Annotated in this window: 15 protein-coding genes; 8 read left to right on the plus strand and 7 right to left on the minus strand. The window is 60.8% G+C overall.

Annotated elements, in window-relative coordinates; all coding sequences use genetic code 11:
* Nucleotides 1–10: 10 nt before the first annotated feature.
* From BUS06_RS22450 to BUS06_RS38680, 6 genes are all read left to right on the plus strand, one after another.
* Nucleotides 11–1,936, plus strand: a complete 1,926-nt coding sequence (locus BUS06_RS22450; RefSeq protein WP_074266636.1) for a TadA family conjugal transfer-associated ATPase — start codon at nucleotides 11–13, stop codon at nucleotides 1,934–1,936.
* Nucleotides 1,937–1,946: 10 nt separating this feature from the next.
* Nucleotides 1,947–2,795, plus strand: coding sequence for a type II secretion system F family protein (locus BUS06_RS22455; RefSeq protein ID WP_074266637.1), 849 nt, complete (start codon nucleotides 1,947–1,949; stop codon nucleotides 2,793–2,795).
* A gap of 3 nt (nucleotides 2,796–2,798) precedes the next feature.
* Nucleotides 2,799–3,680, plus strand: a complete 882-nt coding sequence (locus tag BUS06_RS22460) for a type II secretion system F family protein (RefSeq protein ID WP_074266638.1) — start codon at nucleotides 2,799–2,801, stop codon at nucleotides 3,678–3,680.
* The gene (locus BUS06_RS22465) at nucleotides 3,677–4,027 is read left to right on the plus strand and encodes a DUF192 domain-containing protein (RefSeq protein WP_074266639.1); all 351 of its coding nucleotides are present in this window, start codon (nucleotides 3,677–3,679) and stop codon (nucleotides 4,025–4,027) included. The genes BUS06_RS22460 and BUS06_RS22465 overlap by 4 nt, the downstream gene beginning before the upstream one ends.
* A 2-nt stretch (nucleotides 4,028–4,029) precedes the next feature.
* A complete protein-coding gene (locus BUS06_RS22470; protein WP_438803564.1) occupies nucleotides 4,030–4,857 on the plus strand; it encodes a TadE/TadG family type IV pilus assembly protein in 828 nt (275 codons plus the stop codon).
* A 407-nt stretch (nucleotides 4,858–5,264) separates the two neighbouring features.
* Nucleotides 5,265–5,729, plus strand: coding sequence for a lytic transglycosylase domain-containing protein (locus BUS06_RS38680; protein WP_367946964.1), 465 nt, complete (start codon nucleotides 5,265–5,267; stop codon nucleotides 5,727–5,729).
* A 26-nt stretch (nucleotides 5,730–5,755) separates the two neighbouring features.
* On the opposite strand, the gene BUS06_RS37175 is transcribed toward BUS06_RS38680, so the two are convergent.
* The 5 genes from BUS06_RS37175 to BUS06_RS22500 all read right to left on the minus strand — a co-directional run bounded on the left by BUS06_RS37175 (nucleotide 5,756) and on the right by BUS06_RS22500 (nucleotide 14,048).
* The gene (locus BUS06_RS37175) at nucleotides 5,756–6,463 is read right to left on the minus strand and encodes an Hpt domain-containing protein (protein ID WP_083611556.1); all 708 of its coding nucleotides are present in this window, start codon (nucleotides 6,461–6,463) and stop codon (nucleotides 5,756–5,758) included.
* A gap of 25 nt (nucleotides 6,464–6,488) precedes the next feature.
* Complete coding sequence (locus BUS06_RS22485; protein WP_074266641.1) at nucleotides 6,489–7,130, minus strand: response regulator transcription factor; 642 nt, start codon at nucleotides 7,128–7,130, stop codon at nucleotides 6,489–6,491.
* Nucleotides 7,131–7,158: 28 nt separating this feature from the next.
* On the minus strand, nucleotides 7,159–8,196 hold the full coding sequence (locus tag BUS06_RS22490; protein WP_367946965.1) for an OmpA family protein: 1,038 nt from the start codon (nucleotides 8,194–8,196) through the stop codon (nucleotides 7,159–7,161).
* A gap of 219 nt (nucleotides 8,197–8,415) precedes the next feature.
* Nucleotides 8,416–12,336, minus strand: a complete 3,921-nt coding sequence (locus tag BUS06_RS22495) for a DUF748 domain-containing protein (RefSeq protein WP_074266643.1) — start codon at nucleotides 12,334–12,336, stop codon at nucleotides 8,416–8,418.
* Nucleotides 12,337–12,629: 293 nt separating this feature from the next.
* Complete coding sequence (locus BUS06_RS22500) at nucleotides 12,630–14,048, minus strand: DUF1254 domain-containing protein (RefSeq protein ID WP_074266644.1); 1,419 nt, start codon at nucleotides 14,046–14,048, stop codon at nucleotides 12,630–12,632.
* A gap of 203 nt (nucleotides 14,049–14,251) precedes the next feature.
* Between BUS06_RS22500 and BUS06_RS22505 the strand changes: the two genes are divergently transcribed.
* Nucleotides 14,252–14,893 carry an FMN-binding negative transcriptional regulator gene (locus BUS06_RS22505; protein WP_074266645.1) on the plus strand — a complete coding sequence of 214 codons (642 nt, stop codon included), beginning with the start codon at nucleotides 14,252–14,254 and terminating at the stop codon, nucleotides 14,891–14,893.
* 125 nt (nucleotides 14,894–15,018) lie between these two features.
* A complete protein-coding gene (locus BUS06_RS22510) occupies nucleotides 15,019–17,391 on the plus strand; it encodes a heavy metal translocating P-type ATPase (protein ID WP_254368935.1) in 2,373 nt (790 codons plus the stop codon).
* Here BUS06_RS22510 and BUS06_RS22515 read toward each other — a convergent pair.
* The gene (locus BUS06_RS22515) at nucleotides 17,384–18,691 is read right to left on the minus strand and encodes a type II toxin-antitoxin system HipA family toxin (protein WP_074266646.1); all 1,308 of its coding nucleotides are present in this window, start codon (nucleotides 18,689–18,691) and stop codon (nucleotides 17,384–17,386) included. The two genes, BUS06_RS22510 and BUS06_RS22515, sit on opposite strands and share 8 nt — an antisense overlap.
* Nucleotides 18,672–19,013 (minus strand): helix-turn-helix domain-containing protein, encoded by a 342-nt coding sequence (locus tag BUS06_RS38685; RefSeq protein WP_143787632.1) that lies wholly within the window; start codon nucleotides 19,011–19,013, stop codon nucleotides 18,672–18,674. The genes BUS06_RS22515 and BUS06_RS38685 overlap by 20 nt, the downstream gene beginning before the upstream one ends.
* Between the last annotated feature and the right edge of the window lie 27 nt (nucleotides 19,014–19,040).

Below are 19,040 nucleotides of genomic sequence, written 5' to 3' on the forward strand. Positions count from 1 at the left end.
GAGACTCAAAATGCTCAATCTACAAGCACACGCGCGCAATGCGCCGGTCCGCACGTTCCAGATCGATCTCGGTTGTACGATCGGCAAAGATGCCAGTTGCGATATCGTGGTGAAGGGGATGCTTGTCGGCAAGACGCAGGCTCGTATCGTCAGGGAAAGTAACGCCTATTACATCGAGGACCAAGGTGGCATTGCTGCGACGCTCGTCAATGGATCGCCTGTCACGCGATACGGTCCGCTGAGCGAAGTCGACCAGATCGAGATTGGCAACACGACGATCAAGATCGTCCGTGCCGCTGTCACCGCGCAAGCTATGCAACCGGTCATGGCGGCGCAAGCGGCTCTCGGCGCGCCACAGGCCAGTTATGGCGGCCACGCCGCGCTGCACCACTCGCCGCCCACGATGGCGCCGTTTGCACCTGATCCGGCGCTCTCGATACCGGCGAACACAGTGCACGATCTCCTGTCGTCCCACAACGCAACGACCCCAGAACCGCAACTCCACGCAACCCAGCCGGGCACACCGGCCCACCCGGACCCGTTCGTCGTCCATTCGCCGGCTGCTCGCGAGGGTGCACATGCTGCGGCAATGTCCGCGCGCACACCGTCAGCGCGCGTCAGAAAGTCGGCGACCGAACCCATGCCCGTCGCACCGATCAACAGCACGGTTGGTATTGAATTGCGCAAACAGGCGCACATGAAAGTCATCGCGGCGCTCGACTTGCGCCGCCTGAACGTGGCGCGCATGGAAGACGGAGAATTGCGCAAGACCGTCAGTTCGGCACTCGACGACATCTTCGCCCACGATCCGACCTTTCACACGAAGGATATTCCGCTAGAGATTCTGAAGAAAAGCGTGTTTGACGAAGTCATTGGCCTGGGTCCGCTCGAAGAGCTCATCGCAGATCCGTCGATTTCCGAAATCATGGTTAATTGCCACAACGAAATCTTTATCGAGCAAGCTGGGCAGTTGACCCGATCGCCCGTGATCTTCACCGATGACCGTGCCGTAATCGGTGCAATCGAACGGATCGTGGCGCCTATTGGCCGCCGTATCGACGAAAGCTCGCCGATGGTCGACGCCCGTCTCGCGGACGGCTCGCGTGTGAACGCCGTGATCCCACCGCTCGCACTGAAAGGCCCGAGCATCACCATCCGGAAATTCTCCAGGCAAAAGCTGGGAGGTGAGGATCTGATCAAATTCGGCTCTATGTCGCCAGATATGCTCGAGTTCTTGCACACTGCTGTCGAGCAAGGCGCCAATATCATCATCTCCGGCGGCACAGGCTCGGGTAAGACGACGTTGCTGAACGTCCTCTCGAACTACATTCCCGATAACGAGCGCATCGTCACCGTCGAGGACGCGGCGGAACTGCAGTTGTCCCAACCGAATCTCGTATCACTCGAAGCCCGTCCCGCCAACATGGAGGGCAAGGGCGCGGTGCCCATCCGTGACCTCGTGAAGAACTGCCTGCGCATGCGTCCTGACCGGATCGTCATCGGCGAATGCCGGGGCGGGGAAGCATTGGACATGCTGCAAGCAATGAACACCGGTCACGATGGATCGTTGACTACGGCTCACGCCAATACTCCTCGTGACTGCATTGCTCGCCTCGAAGTGATGACGCTTATGGCTGGGCTCGATCTGCCGGCACAGGCGATTCGCGAACAGATCTGCTCGGCGATCGACATCATCGTCCAGCAGTCCCGCTTCTCCTGCGGTTCGCGCCGCGTCACGCACATCACAGAAGTGAGTGGCATGGAGTCGGGCGTCATCACGCTACAGGATGTGTTCGTCTTCCGGGAAGAGGGTTTCGGAGAAAACGGCAAGATTCAAGGCAAATTTGTTCCGACTGCGTATATTCCCGATTTCTATCAGGAGTTGATTCGCAGACGTATTCCGGTCAACACCGACATCTTTACCGGCGTGGAATGAGAGGTCGGTCATGAGTCTCTCCATCATTCTCGGGCTGGCGTTTTTCGGCATCATCTTTCTCATCTGGATAGTCGCCCGGATGGGTACGTCCACGGTCAAAGCCGGGTCACGCCAGATGGTCGGTGAAATCGAGTCGTCGCTCGCCGATGCCTTCGTGTTCGTGAACCGGCAGAAAATGGCCGCGTGGAGCATGGTCGCTATCGTGGGGTTGCCCATTCTTGCGCTCCTGCTAAGCCATAGCATCATCATTGCGCTGGCAACGGTTCCGATCGCGTTGACGTTGCCCAAGAAGTACCTAGCGCACATGCGCAAAAAGCGCATCGATACGCTCGAGAAGCAATTGCCTGATGCACTCCTGATGCTTTCCGGCGCACTGCGCGCGGGCGCGAGTTTTCCGACAGCGCTAGAGGCCGTGGTCCACGAAGCCGCCGCGCCGATCTCCCAGGAATTCGACCTGCTGATGCGGGAAATCCGCCTTGGGATCGATCTGGACGTCGCCATGCGCAACGTCGAGAAGCGCATTCCTGTACCCGATTTCATGATGGTCACAGCCGCTGTTTCCATCGCGCGGGAAGTGGGCGGAAATCTGGCCGAGGCGTTGGAGTCCGTCGCTCGCACGTTGCGTGAAAAACTGCAGATGGAGGGCAAGATCAAGGCGTTGACATCGCAGGGGCGAATGCAGGGCATTGTGATGACCTGTCTGCCATTGTTCCTCATGCTGGTTCTGCGTTTCATGGAGCCAAAGGCAATGGCACCACTGTTCAACCAACCCGTCGGGTGGGCCACGCTGGCTGTTATCTCCATCATGGAATTTCTCGGCTACAAGTCGATCACCAAGATCACCAACATCGACGTGTGACCTATGCTGCTAGTTATTGCTTTTGTTATCAGTATCGGCTTGATCGCCTTCATCGCGATTGGCTACAAGTCGATCACCGGTTTGACCGGTTCGATACCGCCAGAAGATCGTACCTTCCTCGATCCGCTACCAAAGTCGCTGCGGATGGTATGGCCGCTGGTCAACTTCGTCGTGTACCACTTCGGCGATCGGTTCAGCGCGAAGCTCATCGAAAAGACCGAACTGCAGTTGCGCCTAACCTCGCTCACGTTCCTGATGAACGCGCGACAGTTTCTTGCGTTGTCCATCATCGTCTCGATTCTGGCGGCGCTGATCTCCGTCCTGCTCATGCTGGCGCTCGGCATGTTCTCGTTTTTGGTGCTGGTCGGGATGGCCACGCTCGGCTACTTTTATCCGCGTATCTGGACACGGAACGTCCGGCGCCGCCGTGTGGCGCAAATCCTGAAGCACTTGCCAATCTATCTTGACTTCCTCACCCTTGGGGTCGAGGCCGGTCTTAATATCAACGGTGCGCTGCAAAAGGCCGTTGAGAAAGGACCTGAGGGACCGTTGCGTTGGGAGTTCGAGCACGTGCTGCGCGACCTGAAGTCCGGCCTGAATCGCTCTGAATCGCTTCGCCGGTTCGACGACCGGCTTCGTATCAAGGAAGTGACGAACTTCGTCGGCGCAATTGTTCAGGCCGAGCGGATGGGTTCGGGTCTGGCGAAATCGCTACGATTTCAATCTGAGCAACGCCGCAGTGAACGCTTTCAACGGGCTGAAAAGCAGGCCATGGAAGCGCCGGTGAAACTCGTGTTTCCACTCTTGTTTTTTATCTTCCCAATCACCTTCATCGTGCTGGGATTCCCGATTGTGATGAAATTCGTGCAGGAAGGTCTGCTATGAAACTGACCCGCCTGCATGTTTGCGGACAGAAGACCAGCGTCACGGTCTTCGTGACGGAAACGACGCATGAGCGCATGCGCGGCCTGCTTGGCCGTGACCACTTGCCTCCGGATGAAGCGCTGCTTCTCAAGCGATGCCGCTCGGTTCATACGTTTGGGATGGAATTCAGCATTGATGTGCTGTTTCTCGACCGGCATGAGCGCATTGTTGCGATTCATCATGACGTGCCGAAGCGGCGTATGTTGCTTAACCTGCGTGCAACCCAAACCCTTGAGATGTCGGGTGGTGCCGCCCGACTGCATGGACTTTCCGTCGGGGCTTCTCTTGCTTTTGAGGCGACCGCATGAGTATGTGTGATCGACAAGGCATGCTGCAGCAGTCGCCGTTACGTGGGCCTTCATTGAACCGTCGTGCGCGCTGGGCAGGGCAGTCGGGCCAGGCGATGGTGGAGTTCATCATCATCGCTCCGGCGTTGCTGTTCGTCTGCTTCGCTATTATCCAGTTCGTGCTGCTTTATCAGGCGAAGTCGACACTGGACGTCGCAGTGCTGGAGGCCGCGCGTGAAGGCGCAGTAAACAACGGTTCCATGAAGGCCATGCGCGCGGGTCTTGCTCGCGGTCTTACACCCATCTACGCACGCCACGCCGATGCTGACGGCGTCGATGCAGCACTCGCCGCCGCTCAGATCGACGCGAGCAATTTTGCGGTAATTACTGTCATCAGTCCCACTGAGGCGGCGATACAGGATTTTTCGCAGCCACGCTTCTATCCCGACCAAGGTGTGACGTATAGCGAAATCCCAAATGACTCGCTGATGTATCGCGACTCCACTACGTTAGGGCCGGGCTCTCGCATCAACATCCAGGATGCGAACCTGCTCAAGATTCACGTGCACTACTGCTACAACATGTATGTGCCGCTCGCTAGCAAGGTGATCTACTACGCCGTCAACGTTATTGGCAGCATCGGTACGATGGGCATCCTGACGCACGAACCGGCCAATCAGGATCCATATGGCGCACCTTTAAACGGCGACGCGCTCTGCAGGACCAAATTGGTGGATGGCATCGCCACGGACCGCTGGCCGCTCTCACTCGATTCGGAAGCGATGGTCCGCATGCAGTCGCCACTGCGGTATTCAGCGATCAACGACTCTCCGAATCCTACGGGTTTGTGATGGCCCGCCGGCTAAGCAGCGTAATGCATTACGCTCACGGCAGTCCGCTGATAGGGCGTCGCGCCGTGCATCGCGAATTGCCGCGGAAAGCGCGGTGGCATCAACTGCTGCTCCGCATGCTGATGGTGGGTATTACATGCGCGCCGGTCTGCACGCGAGCAGCCGACTCTTCGGTATTGCGCTCCCGTCAACCGGCTGGCGTTGTGATGGTGATAGGCGGGATGACGGACGGCGACGACAGCGCGCCTCTCTCGCAAACCCGAGAACCTGTGGTTCAAGTCAAAGGCGTTGCACCGTCTGATGATGGGGGCCATCTGTCCATGATCATGGAGCCCGGCCGCTCGCCTTCAGACTTATCGATAGCATCCTCCTCGTCTACCGCGTCCCGTGTAACGGCACTCGCCCCCATGGTCGACGAAATTGGGCGCACCGCCGGCGTGGACAGCGCGCTGCTAATGGCGGTGATCGACGTCGAATCCGGTGGAAATGCGCTGGCGGTGTCACGCAAGGGCGCAACCGGGCTCATGCAGTTGATGCCGGACACGGGCGCCCGACAAGGTGCCTTAGATCTGTTCAATCCACGGCAAAACGTCGAGGCCGGCGCGCGCTACTTGCGCCAGTTGATGCAGCAGTTTGGCGACCTGCGATTGGCGCTGGCTGCGTACAATGCCGGTGAAGGTGCGGTGCAGAAGTATGGCGGCCAAATACCGCCCTACGCGGAAACGATGAACTATGTACCACGAGTGATGGCACGTTATCTTCACTATCGTAACGTAACCGGCTTGCCGAATGGAGCGATTTCAAACTCTGGAACCGATGCGAGCCAAGGCCGCTTTTTGCTGGTCCGGCAAAACGGCAGAGCGGAAGAGTGAGAAAGACAACGAGCCGTTCTATACGGTTAGAACGTTGACGCTGCATCGAGCAGTTTCTGCAGCGAAACGTCCAGACTGTCGATCGTATTGACGATCACCTGCAAGAGCGGCCTTGCCAGCTCGACCTGATGTGCGCGCGCGGCACCTTCGAGCCGCGACAGCAACGCTAGCAGGCCCGGACAATCGAGCATGCGGGCAGATCCGGCAATGCGGTGCACGCCGCGCCCAACGGCATCCCAAGACCTGGTGCTAAACGCATCGCGTAGCGCCGCGAGCGTGGAAGCATTTGTGTCGATCAGCAAGCGGACAAGCTGGCGTGCAACTGCCTGGTCGTCGCAGGCCAGTTCCCCGATTCTGGTATGGAGCGAGTCGCGTTCGTGCGCGGAAATGGCGATATACCGGCACGTCGCCAATGCGTCGACGAACGCGCATTCGTCAATCGGCAAGCTCAAGGTGGCGTGGAAGCCTGGTAACGCCCCAACCACTTGCGCTTGATGCGGCACCACCGCAAAGCGCAGGGTCTCCGCAGGCAGCGGGAAAATTCCGGTGGGCATTGAAGCAATGCCGAACTCAACGGACAAGCGGTGTTCCACCACCAGGCGGACGCGTCGCGGCTCGGCCAACGCTTTTTCTGGCTCGGTAGACACTGTAAATCCGAGACGGGCGAGCATGGCTTCAATTCCGCTGGCTTGCACCCATTCTCTATCGGCTCTCATCAGCAATGCGCGGTTCATGATGTCGTCGTCAAATCGGTTGACTTCATTGCGCTGGTGAGACGCGGCAACGCCTCGCAAAATCGATCAGTTCAACCAATGACTTAACCCGTAGTTTGCTCATTATTCGGGTTTTGTGACTACTCACCGTTTTATTACTAATAAACAACGCATCGCCAATAGTTTTATTCGACATGCCCTTCGCAAGCATTTGCAGAATCATCAACTCCTTGTCAGAGAGCAGCTCAAGTTTCTCCTCCTCTTCACCGGCAGCCAAGGTTGGGCTTGTTCCTGTAGCCCCGATGTTCATCGGAAAAACTGTATAGGCGGCCATCACCGCTTCGACGCCGCGCATGATTTCCTTCATCTCCTGCGATTTGCCGACGAAACCCTGTGCTCCCGCACGCATGGCACGCGGCGCAAAGGTTGAAGGATCTTGACCCGACAGCACCAGAACGCGGATATCCGGATGGGCCAGCTTCAGCCTTGGAATGACATCGAGCCCATTAATACGCGGAATGTCCAAATCGAGTATAGCGAGGTCCGGCAAGTGCTGCCGGGCTATCTCAACGGCCGTCTGCCCATTGTCGGCCTCGAAGACATCGTTGACGCCGAGCAGTTTGGCGAGATGCATTTTAATAACGAGCCGAAATGCGGGATGATCGTCCACAATCAGGATGGTGCTCATACAGTTGTCCTCCTAACGGTATTTCGATTCAGTCGCTATTGCGCACGAAGCCAATCTCGACACGCCGGTTTGGCGCAAGACACTGCACCAGAGCGACATGATCGGTCTGGTTGCATTCCACCACTGGGCTGGCCTTGCCAAGTCCTGTGACGGTGATCGGCAAGGTCACACCGCGTTTGACCAGATAAGCCTTCACAGTCAGTGCGCGTTGAAGCGAAAGCCTCTGGTTGTACGCATCACTGCCCAAACGATCGGTATAGCCGCTAATACTCAGTCGACGAATGCCCTTCGCTTTTTGCAAGGCAGCGGCCACCCCGTTTAGCTGAGTCTTGCCACGTGGCAACAGTGCGGCGACATCGCTACCGTTGAAGCGAAACGCCGAGTCGGCTCTAAGCGTAATCGCCGGTGCGGCGACGCTTGCGGCGGGTGCGGGTGTGGATGGTTGTGCGCATTGCAGTGCTGCTTCTGCCGATTTGTGCAAATTCCCCTTAATACCGGGGAGCGCCTTTTCGGCAGCTGAGAAATTGCGGGTCCATGCGTAGTGACCGGCGAGCATCAATTCGACTTCGGCACAGGCGAGCGGCGCTTGCGCCTCCGGGCAGCGGGCGGTGACCGGATCGCTCTTGATGACGTTGACGATCTTCCACAAATCCGGACGCACCGTCGATACAGTACGCAACTCGGGATTGGCTGCGGACAGCGGCGTGTCGTTTTCCAGACCGAAGGTGATGATTGCAGCTTGACCGATGGCTTCCTCAACAAAACCCCATTGATCGTGCGCATCCCGCTGAGCTCGTCCAGCGTCGATCCAACATTGGGCCTTGGTGTGAAAGTAGCTGTTCTTGTCGGCGGGTAGGTTGTTCAGCCGCTGCTGAAGCGCGGCAAGCGCTTCGCCACCATGGGTAACCGGCGCGTAGGTGTTCAGCCATTGCGGCGTCACCGCACCCGAGGCAGTATCTTGTGCAGTGCCAAGACCAGTCTTCAGAACTGTAGGATCTTCAATGCCCAGTCGATCCCTGTCGGCCCGACTCGCGCAGCCTGTTAAAGCTAGCGCACACGCCACCATAGTTAGCTGAAATCTCATCAGTGCCCCGCGTCCAAACGCGTTTGTTTTGTAATGAGCAGGAGTATGGGGAGACGTCTACGGGCATGGAATGGGAAGAGTCTTAGAGTGGTGCCCGAAAAAGAAGAGAGCTAATGGCGCCCACCAGCGGCAGACCAGCGCTGACATTGCGCAGGACCGCCACGAGCGTCGCAGCCCGGCGGTCCTCGCGACATTGGAGTATTACTTCAGGCCGAAGTCCACCCGCGTTGTGGCGCCCTTGTCCTTGATGCCTTGCGCGTCGAGTTTCGGTGCGACGATGAACACCCGGCTGCTGTCGATCTTGCCTTCGAAGTACTGCTGCACGCTCTGCGCGCGCTCCTGCGCGAGGTCGCGCAGGCTGGCATCGTTGATCGGCGCATGTTCGGCCAGGGCGCTCTTCATCTCATCATCAGGCATGCTCTTCGTGAGGCCGACAAAATTGCGCGGCTTCTTGAAGTCGGCATCCTTATAGGCCTTGGTCAGGTACTTGTCGTAATCCTTTGGATCAACCGTGACCGTCGACAGATCGACGCTTTCACCGTTCCCGACCACGTCCTTGATCTTTTCCTGCTTGACCAGCTTCTCCACATACTCCGTGCGCAAGGCCGGCGTGTCGACAGCCGGATCGACGCGTCCGATCACATCGATCCGGATCGAAGACTTGTCGGCCAGCGCCTTTGCAATGGTGTCGAGCTTCTTTTCCGCCGCGTCCGAAAGCTTCGCGGACCCGGCATCGAATTCGACGTAGCCCATTTCCTCACCACCTCCGCCACCGAACGCGTTTGCAAGCAGCGAGAATGGCGCGGTCACAGCCCGTTCCAGCAGATTCAACACCGCATGCCAGATCAGGCCGCCGATACTGAACTCCGGATTCGACAACGAGCCGGACACCGGAATGTTCACGTCGATCTCGCCCTTCGAGTTCTTCAATAGCGAAATCGCGAAGCGCACCGGCAGCTTGGTCGCTGTGTCATTGTCGATGTGATCGCCGAACGTCAGTTGATCGATGAAGATGTGGTTGTTCGCGCTCAACTGGTCGTTATCGAGCTTGTAGTGCAGATCGACGTTGAGCTTGCCCTTCGTGATCGGATAGCCAGCGTACTTAGCCGAGTACGGCGTGAGGTTGGTCAGTTCGATATCGTGCGCGCTCGCGGTCAAATCGAGCGCAGGTTTGGCAATCAGCGGATTAACCGTGCCGCGAATCGATAGCGGACCATTTGCCGCGAGCTTGGCGGAAACGTCCACCGGAGCGGACGTGGTCGATTGCGTGCCGAACGCGCCAATCGTCCCCTGAATCCCCACCAGGTTGGCCGTGAAGTTCGGCTTGATGAAGTTGTCGGTATACGTCACGCGGCCCTGTTGAAGCACCAATTGGCCAAAGTGCAGCCGAACCGGACTAGCGGGCGGCTGTGGCTGCGCCTGGCCGGCAGCAACCGTCGCACCCGAAGCTGCCTTCGCGGACGCTACGCGCGGCGCCGACGCACCCACAGACGCCACCGTGGATGCCGGCACCGACGCCGAAGCCACCGCAGGCTCCGAGGCCGGCACCACAGCCGCCACGCCAGCAGAAGCTGGCTCCGCGGGCTCAGGCGCGGTACCAGGCGTCAACGGCACCGGCTCCGTTTTGCTCTTGCTCCGCGTCAGCGATTGCGGCGTGCCGCCCCCTTCATGGGCCACCACATCCGTCAGATTGAGCTTGCCTTGCGGATCCAGCAACACACGCCCGTAGAAGTTCGAAAATGTCACGCGTCCGGCGTCGACATCGGTGCCGTGTTCGTCGTAGTTCGCCTTCAGGTTAGTCAGCGCGAGCGATCCCCAGCCCGCGAACGAGTCCGAAGTCGCCTTGTCCAGCATGCGAACGTCGACGAGCGCCGCGTTGCCGCGATACGAAGCCTTCAGCGCTTTCGATGCCTGCGACATCGCCACGTCGCCCTTCATGTTCAGCAACGCGCTCGCGATCGTCGCGTTGAGCTTGCCGCCGAAGTACGGCTCGAACGCAGCGGCATCCAGCCGGTTGGCATCCACTTTCAGCGCGAGCTTGAGCGGTGTCGCCGTGACGTCGCCCGTCACGCCAAGCGTGCCCTTGCGATTGAGCGTCGCCTGCAGATCGATCGGTAGAGGCTTGCTCAAATCGTCACTGATCTGCTGCACTTTGAGTTGCAGCGGCGAAATGGCGAGCTTGACCGGACGCGGCGTGCTGTTGTCGGTGAAGTTGGCCGTCGCGTCCTTCAGGCTCAGTTGGCCAATTGTGTAATGCCACGCCGGCCCCTGTTCCTGCGCCTGCTTGGCAGCGTGGATCGCGGTGCGTTGCTGCGCCTCCTGGTGCGGTCCGGCCAGCGCAGCGAGGTCGATGCTGCCGTCCTTCATACGCTGCGCGTTGATCACGAGACCGGTCACGTCAACGGCATTGACCGCCGCATTGCGACCCGGCACGTCCACCTGCTTGACGTCCACGTGACCCTGCGCGAGCGCCACCGCCGCCTCCTTGTCGCCGCGCGCTGCCAGTTTCAGCGATTGCAGGTCCAGTTGCGTTGCGCCCACCTGGATGTCGGGTGGCGACTTCGCCCAGTTGGCGCTGAGGTTGGTCGTCACGGAGAGCGCGCCGTCGGTCACCTGGGCGGCGGTCATGCTGTCGAGATACGGCTGCAGCATCGGCAGCGGAAGCGACTTGAGGTCGATCTTCGAATCGGCGCTTTTGGTGACCAGACCGAGCGAGCCCGCCACATCCAGTGAACCCGGACTGTCCTTGAATGCCGTGCTCACCGTATAGCGTGCCGGCGCCTTAGCCATCGTCGAAAAGTCCGCCAGCGACACCGCGAGACTCTTCAGTCCCAGCGCGACCGGCCTCGACGCAGCGTCATCCTGAACGTTGACCGTGCCGTCGTTGAGCGTAAAGCGCTTGATCGCAAGGTCGAGCGGCGCAGCGGGTTTGGCTGCGCCAGCCGTCGACGATGCCGCTGCGGGCGCACTTGCACCTGCACCTGCATTCGCACTTGGGTTTGCACTGGCTGCCTGCGCCTCGCTGGCAGACACAGGCGCTGCCGCTGCCGCCGGCGGCGCAGCAAACGTCCGCTCGACGCTCAGCACACCGTCCTTGTCCCGCGCCAGATTCACGGTAGGCGTGTCGAGACGGATATCGTCGAAGTGATAGACGCTCTTCATCGGCTCAAGCGTGGCCGCCGCGACATGCAGCGCGTGCGCGGCAAAAAACGGCTGCTTCTTCTCATCGAGGACGTCGATATCGTTCAGGTCGACGGTACCGGTCACGCGTAACGAAGGCGCGTCGTCCGACATGATGAAATTGAGCTTGAGATCCGTCGAGAGCTTGCCCGCCTGCACCGTCACCGGCAACTTCTGCGGCGAGTACGAGAGCAGCTTCGGCACGTCCAGCCCATCGAACCGCAGCGACACGTCCGACTCGCGCGACGCGGCGAACGGCTTGGTCTTGCCATCGATCGCAAGCGGGCTGCCGTCAATGCGCGCGCGCAGCAGCGGTTCGACAAAGATGTCGGTTTTCGACGGCAACGTGGCGATAAACGGAATGCCGAGTTTCCACTGATCGATCACGTGCTTCACGCCGAGCAGGCGGTCATCGAAAGTGATCTGGCCGTTTTCGAGCCTGATGTTCGACACAGAGAACAGCGTCGGTTTGCTATCCGGCCTGGACGGCTGCTTGGCAAACTTCTCGATCAGATCCGTGAAATTGAAGCGCTGAGCGTCGTAGCGAACGATGGTGAAGCGCGGTGAATCGAGCTGCACTTCATCGACAATCGGCGCTGCGCGAAACAGCGAGCTCCACGACGGCTTCACGATCAACCGCGAGATATCGACGAAATCGCCCTGGCCGCCACGCTCGCCAATATGAATGCGATCGGCTTCGAGCCTGAGTGTGTACGGATTGAGCGCGATCCGGCCAATGGTCGCGGGCCGGTCGAGCTGTTTGCTGAGTTGCTGCTCGGCAATATGGCGAATCAGCGGCGGCGCCGCGAAGAAGCCAAACAGACCGAACAACACCAGGAAGATCAGCAGGCCGATCACGATACGGCGTGTACGACGCGCCTGCGCGACACCGCGCACGGCCTGCAGGGAAGATGTCAGAGTTGCTTTATTGAGGCTTGCCATGCTCGGTCATGGGTGATGCGGCGGCAAGCCCGCCGCGATAACTGGAGTCCTGCCTCGGGCAAGTATATGTCGTGAGACGTAGGCGGGATAGAAATGTAAGCCGAAAGCAAACAAACACCCGATGCGCATGGGCGCGCGCGAGCACAAAGTTTAGTCACGCGTTTGTGACAATCTTTGCAACGCTGCGAACCCGCGTTGCGGGTTCGGAAACAATTGATTTGCGGGCTATTTGACGGCGCTGCTGCGGAAGCAGCGAAGGTGTGCATCGCAATGGCGCGATGCACACCCCGTCATCATTGACGTACGACGGTGGGCGGTTGCCAGGTGCCGTCGGTGGCTTGCGGCTTGGGTGCGTAGAGTCGCAGCACGAGTTGAAGGTCGGTGCGCGGCGCCGGCAGCCAGTTGGCCGCCCGCACGTGCGCCGACGACACCACCACGTCAAGCGATCCGTCCCGGTTGCGGTGCGCGCCGTTGCGATCGCCGACGGCAAGCCGTGCCGGCGCGCTTTCACCGAGCGCGCCTTCCTTCGTGTAGGCCGTGATCGACCAGAAGCCGCGCACCGGCGGCAACTGGTTCGGCGCGAAATGGATCACATACCGGTTGGCGCCATTCAACGCGTGGCCGTCGCTATCCAGCGTGACCGTGGCGCGCACTTCGTCGTCTTTCGTGCCGATACCCGGCTGCTCGTAGGCTGCGTAAGCACGTAACGCGTAATCCGGACCGTAGTTGCCGACGCCGTCACCGAACCAGCTCCAGCCGTTCACGCTCAGCAGATTCGGCGGAGGCGTCACCACACGCTCACGGCCGTCGGCCATCCCCTCGGTAATAACGTCCTTGGCGTTCGGCAGTTCGACCGGCTCACCAGGCTTCACGCCCAGGTCGGCGAGGATCTTCAATGCGTGCGGATCGTCAGGCACGGACGGGTTGTCCTGCAACCCCTGCGCAAGCCGGTTGAAAAAGCCGCTCGCGTCGAGCGCGGCAACCTGCGCGGCCGGCGATCCGGATGCCGCCAACGCCGCAGCAGCCGCGGCGTTGCCGCCCGGCGCGATCGACGCCGAACGCTTATCGCTCGCGTACGCGCTCAATGGTACGAGACGCATGCCGCGCTGCAGTTTGCGCACCGCCGTGACGTCGCGACCGGCGTTCGACTGGATCCGCACGGTCACCCACGCGTTGCGGGTCGGCACGTCAACGCGTTTGACGTTCGCCGGCAAATCGCCCTGCCAGCCAGGACCGACAAAGGCGATCGCCTGCTCCCTGATCCCGCTGGATCGCGGACCGATCTGGGCGCTGGTCGACCAGACCACGTTGGTCCACATATCGAGCGTGCGGGCATCGACGTAGCGGCCGTGCGAATCGGGCAGCGTCAGGATCACGGGTTCCGCGCTCAAGTCGAGCCAGCCGCTCGAATCGAACGTGTCGATACCGGGTGTGGGCGGATTCGCCGAGCCGACCGGCGGCAACGCCTGCGCGTGGCGCAGCGCATTGAGGGGCGCCTGACCCGGATCGGTGCCGACCGCGACATCGCGCGCCACTTCCATCAGCACCAGCGGGTAGCCGAACACGTAGGAGTCGGCCACCTCGTCCTTGATCCAGCCGGTGGGCTTGGGTGCGTCGGTGTGAGTCGAGGCACAGCCGGCGAGAAAGGCGAAGCCTGCGAACGAAGCGCAGGTCCAATGAAGCGAAAACAGTGTTCGGCGATTTTTTATCATTCGTTCAGGTGGCAGAACGTTCGGTCCAGGGACAGGCGTCGGTCGGCGGCGGCTCTGCCCACGTGGTTCCCAAGCCCCCGCGAACTCGCCACATATCTCGATCCCGACAACAACGGGTTGTATCGTATCCTTGACAGCTAGCAAGCGCAAAGGCACAACCGCACCTTTTGCACAACTCGCACCTTCACGCCCCCGGAGCGCCCATGTACGTCCCTGCCCATTTCGAAGAGAACCGTCCAGAGGTTCTTCATCAGCTCATCTCCGATCAGCCGTTCGGCACGCTCGTGACCACCGGTCCCAACGGTCTGGACGCGAATCATCTGCCGTTCGAATTCGCACCGGCCGAAGGTTCGCATGGCACGTTGCGGGCGCACGTGGCGCGGGCCAACCCGGTCTGGCAGGAAGTGGCTTCGCAACCGGACACGCTGGTGATTTTCCAGGGACCGGCCGCCTATATTTCGCCGAACTGGTATCCGAGCAAGCACGAGGCGCACCGTCAGGTGCCGACGTACAACTACATGGTGGTTCACGCCCACGGCAAGATCGTCGTACGCGACGATGAAGCGTTCGTCCGCGGACTTGTGGCGCGGCTCACCCGCGCGATGGAGGCCAATGAGCCGCGGCCCTGGAAGATGGGGGACGCACCGGCTGACTATATTTCCCAAATGCTCGGGGCCATCGTTGGAATCGAGATCGAAGTTACGCGGCTGGTCGGCAAATGGAAGCTGGGTCAGAACAAGGAAGCACGCGACCGGCGTGGCGCGGTCGATGCGCTGCTGGCCGGCGGCGGCGAGGCGCAGGAGGCTGTCGCCGAGGCAATGCTGAACGCACCACCGGCGTTTTAAATGTGGTTTGGCGCGCGGTCTGGCCCCGGTCATTATTTTGGCCGATATTAGCCCTTGACCTTCCCATCATGGGAAGGTGAATACTGGGACTCATGATGCGGCCACATGCCGCCCGAGCCCAAACCATGACTGATCTTTCCATTCCCGAAGCCGCGACGCAGGCCAGCGCAGAACTCGAAATCAGCGGCATGACCTGCGCTTCGTGCTCGGCGCGGGTCGAAAAGGCGCTGGCTAAAGTGCCAGGCGTCGCGAGCGTGTCGGTCAATCTTGCGACTGAAAAGGCGACCGTCAATCTGAGCGATGCGGCCACCGGCGTCGATGCGCTCATTGCCGCGGTGACCAAGGCCGGCTATCAGGCGACACCGATTGTCGAAGAAGCCGCGGCGGCCGCGGCAACTTCCAGCGCACACCGCGCCGAGGACCGAACCCGCCGCGAACTCGTAGCCGTCGTGATCTCCGCGCTGCTGACGCTGCCGCTCGTCTTGCCGATGATCGGCGAAGGATTCGGCGGCAGCTTCGCACCGCACGGCATCGGCGCGATGGTGCCCCCATGGCTACAGTTCGCGCTCGCCACGGTCGTCCAGTTTGCGTTCGGCGCGCGGTTTTACCGGGCTGCGTACCGTGCAGTGCGGGCCGGCGCGGGAAATATGGACCTGCTGGTTGCGCTCGGCACGTCGGCGGCGTACGGCATCAGCGTCTACGAACTGGTCGCCCATCCGGGCAGCGCGGCACATCTCTACTTCGAGGCCTCGGCGGTCGTGATTACGCTCGTGCGCTTCGGCAAGTGGCTGGAAGCGCGCGCCAAGCGTCAAACTACCGACGCGATCCGCGCGTTGAACGCGTTGCGGCCCGAGCGAGCACGCATCCGCGTCGGCGAGAAGGAACATGAGTTGCCGCTGGCGCAGGTGCGGGTCGGCATGATCGTCGTCGTGCGACCCGGCGAACGGGTGCCGGTCGATGGCGCGGTGTTCGAAGGCCGGACTCACATTGACGAATCGCTGATTACCGGTGAGAGCCTGCCCGTGCCGAAGCAGCCGGACGACCCGGTCACGGCCGGCTCGATCAACGGCGAGGGCGCGATCACCATCACGACGAAGGCGATCGGCGCGGAGACCACGCTGGCGCGGATCATTCGCCTCGTCGAAACGGCGCAGGCCGAAAAGGCGCCGATCCAGCGGCTGGTGGATCGGGTAAGCGAGATTTTCGTACCTGCGATTCTGGTAATTGCGTTGCTCACGCTAGTCGGCTGGCTGATCGCCGGCGCGGGCGTCGAAACTGCGATCCTCAACGCGGTCGCCGTGCTGGTGATTGCCTGCCCGTGCGCGCTGGGCCTGGCGACGCCCGCAGCGATCATGGCGGGCACCGGTGTAGCTGCGCGCCACGGAGTGCTGATCAAGGACGCCGAAGCGCTGGAAATCGCGCATCGAGTGAACCTCGTCGCGTTCGACAAGACCGGAACCTTGACCGTGGGACAACCGTCGCTGACGGCGTTCGAGCCGATCGGCACGGCGCGCGACGAGGCGCTCGCATTGGCGGCGGCCGTGCAGCGGGATAGCGATCATCCGCTTGCGCGGGCAGTGGTCAAGGCTTATGAAGACACGCGCCGCGAGGATGCCGCGTCCGGCCACGCCCTTGCGGCCGTGGCCTCCGGGGCGAACTCCGAAGCGACCTCTTCCAGCCGCTCCCTCCTTGGAGCATCCTCCAAGGCGCGCGCTGTGCCGGGACGTGGCGTCGAAGCCGAGATCGACGGCCGGATTATCGCGATCGGCAGCAGCCGCTGGCTCAAGGAACTGGGCATCGTGCTGACACCCGAACTCGCCGCCCGCGCCCAACAACTTGAACACGCAGGCAACACTGTCTCGTGGCTGATGAGCTACGCGGACCATGCGAACAGTGAAGACGCCAACGCCGCGCCCGCACAAGCGCTTGCCTTGCTCGCCTTTGGCGACACCATCAAGCCGAGTGCACGCGCGGCGATCGAACGCCTCAAGCAAATGGGTATCCGTAGCGTGCTCCTGACCGGCGACAACGAGGGCAGCGCGGCCAGCGTCGCGGCGGCGCTCGGTATCGACGAATTCCACGCCCACGTGTTGCCCGAGGATAAAGCGCGTGTGATCCGCGATCTGAAGATCCGCACCGCCGGCATAGTCGCGATGGCAGGCGACGGCATCAATGACGCCCCGGCCCTCGCGGCCGCGGACCTCGGCATTGCCATGGCGACCGGCACAGACGTCGCCATGCATGCCGCGAGTATCACGCTGATGCGCGGTGACCCCGCACTCGTCGCCGACGCAATCGACATCTCGCGCCGCACCTGGCGCAAGATTCAGCAGAACCTGTTCTGGGCGTTCGTCTATAACCTGATCGGCATTCCGCTTGCCGCGTTCGGCTTGCTGAACCCCATGCTGGCAGGCGCGGCGATGGCGTTTTCAAGCGTGAGCGTCGTGACCAATGCGCTGTTGTTGCGAACCTGGCGCGGCGCAAAGACGACTACTTGATGTGCGCGAGCCCTATGTCTTTAGGGTTGCGGAAAGCGCTCGCCACCTTGTCGCATTCACTTTGCGGCACGCCATATTCGTCGAACCAGGTTCGCCACTCACGCACGACGCTCGCGATCTCATTGATGTATGCCACAGCGTCGCCGGCCAGGATACCGAACTGGCCGGCAGCAGAAAGCGCGTTCTCGAGCGTAGCGAGCCGGCCTTTCTGGCCGACGCCAAGAACCAGATATCGTTGTGTGGCGACCTGAGGTTTCGGCACTACGTCGTACAGGTCACTCAAGCGCCACCCGTTCCTTGCACCGTCCCAAACGAATGCATGGTTGCGCAAATGATCGTCGTCATTCGACACGAGCACATTGAACACCATCCGCTTGAAAAGCTCGACCTTATCGAGCGCAACAAATCCGCTCGCACCATGATTGTTCAGAACCTCGGCGAGATCGGCGTACCGCGCCACCGCTGTATCGCTCTCGTGCAGCCTTAACATCGTCAACGCGCTGACCATATGACGGCGTGCGAACCCGCCTGTTGCTAACGGTAACCGGTCGAAGCGTTCGATCAGCATCACATCGCGCCCATCGGCAAGCCGCACGTGCGCGAGATCCGGCACGCGCAGGCCGCATTGACGCGCGAGTTGCAATGTTGCCTTCTCGATCAGCGGCACGTTGAACCCGTCATTGATTGCCGGGAACTTGGCCACCCACTGCCGCGCCTTGTCGAGCACGACGGCTTTAGGCCGCGCGCCACCAAATGTTGCGCCAACCGTAAAGTACACGTCGAGATTGCGCGGTACAGGTCTGCCCTCCTGAATCATCGCGGACGCATCGAGCAGATACTTCAGGTCTTTCGCGTCGGGCAGTTTGCCGATTTGCGCTGCGGCCGTTGGCGAGTCTCGAAAGTCGAGCGCTCCTGTTCTGTGCGGGCCTGCGTGGGCCAGGTAGTCAGTCTCAGGCAGCGAATTCGGTTCGGCGTCGAGACTGTTTTCGATTACGCGCCGTCCCCACGAGTCGGGTGCGGCGTCCCTTATGGCGCCGAAGAGAGCGAGCCCCGCCGGCGGTTCGAACGTGACAGGCTTACCTGTTCGGTTCGCTTCGGCCAGCGCCAGGCTTTCAGGGTCGACGGCAATCGCGTTTTTGCGCTCCCGGTATCGGTTTCCATATACGAAAGTTGAACGCACGGGCCTGATACCCTGCTCATAGATGGTAAGCAGGCCGGCGGGAACGGCCCCACTCTCGCCGTCGAGACAGATGAAGACAGTTTTCGTCCAGTCCGTTACTTCAGAAGTCGTACGGATCATCCTTTACCTTGCTCCTGCGAGGCCGCTTGCGCGCCTCGGCCTTTCGTTTCGACTCCCCTACGACGTCGGCTTGCGGAAGCGACAAGGGCTCAAGCAGCCCAAGCAAGCCGGCTCGTTCCAAGGCCTGAAGCCACGCCAGAAAATTGACCGACACGTCACCTCTCTCTATTCGCATCAGCGTGCTCGGACTGATGCTGGCCCTCTCTGAAAAGTCCTGTCGACTCATGTTCCGGGCAATACGAGCCGCGGAGATTGCCGAACCTAGCGCTTCGGAGCGGCGTCTCAAGTCCGGGGAGACAAATTCCTTGTTCTGGCGTCGCATAGGTCTATGTTGACAAATTAGGCGGGT

The sequence above is a fragment of the Paraburkholderia phenazinium genome, assembly GCF_900141745.1.
In the GTDB taxonomy this organism is placed as follows: Bacteria; Pseudomonadota; Gammaproteobacteria; order Burkholderiales; family Burkholderiaceae; genus Paraburkholderia; species Paraburkholderia phenazinium_B.

Coding starts and splice junctions, on each gene's coding strand:
- BUS06_RS22450 (WP_074266636.1), top strand. CDS start 11: ATGCTCAATCTACAAGCACACGCGCGCAATGCGCCGGTCCGCACGTTC.
- BUS06_RS22455 (WP_074266637.1), top strand. CDS start 1,947: ATGAGTCTCTCCATCATTCTCGGGCTGGCGTTTTTCGGCATCATCTTT.
- BUS06_RS22460 (WP_074266638.1), top strand. CDS start 2,799: ATGCTGCTAGTTATTGCTTTTGTTATCAGTATCGGCTTGATCGCCTTC.
- BUS06_RS22465 (WP_074266639.1), top strand. CDS start 3,677: ATGAAACTGACCCGCCTGCATGTTTGCGGACAGAAGACCAGCGTCACG.
- BUS06_RS22470 (WP_438803564.1), top strand. CDS start 4,030: ATGTGTGATCGACAAGGCATGCTGCAGCAGTCGCCGTTACGTGGGCCT.
- BUS06_RS38680 (WP_367946964.1), top strand. CDS start 5,265: ATGGTCGACGAAATTGGGCGCACCGCCGGCGTGGACAGCGCGCTGCTA.
- BUS06_RS37175 (WP_083611556.1), bottom strand. CDS start 6,463: ATGAACCGCGCATTGCTGATGAGAGCCGATAGAGAATGGGTGCAAGCC.
- BUS06_RS22485 (WP_074266641.1), bottom strand. CDS start 7,130: ATGAGCACCATCCTGATTGTGGACGATCATCCCGCATTTCGGCTCGTT.
- BUS06_RS22490 (WP_367946965.1), bottom strand. CDS start 8,196: ATGGTGGCGTGTGCGCTAGCTTTAACAGGCTGCGCGAGTCGGGCCGAC.
- BUS06_RS22495 (WP_074266643.1), bottom strand. CDS start 12,336: ATGGCAAGCCTCAATAAAGCAACTCTGACATCTTCCCTGCAGGCCGTG.
- BUS06_RS22500 (WP_074266644.1), bottom strand. CDS start 14,048: ATGATAAAAAATCGCCGAACACTGTTTTCGCTTCATTGGACCTGCGCT.
- BUS06_RS22505 (WP_074266645.1), top strand. CDS start 14,252: ATGTACGTCCCTGCCCATTTCGAAGAGAACCGTCCAGAGGTTCTTCAT.
- BUS06_RS22510 (WP_254368935.1), top strand. CDS start 15,019: ATGACTGATCTTTCCATTCCCGAAGCCGCGACGCAGGCCAGCGCAGAA.
- BUS06_RS22515 (WP_074266646.1), bottom strand. CDS start 18,691: ATGATCCGTACGACTTCTGAAGTAACGGACTGGACGAAAACTGTCTTC.
- BUS06_RS38685 (WP_143787632.1), bottom strand. CDS start 19,013: ATGCGACGCCAGAACAAGGAATTTGTCTCCCCGGACTTGAGACGCCGC.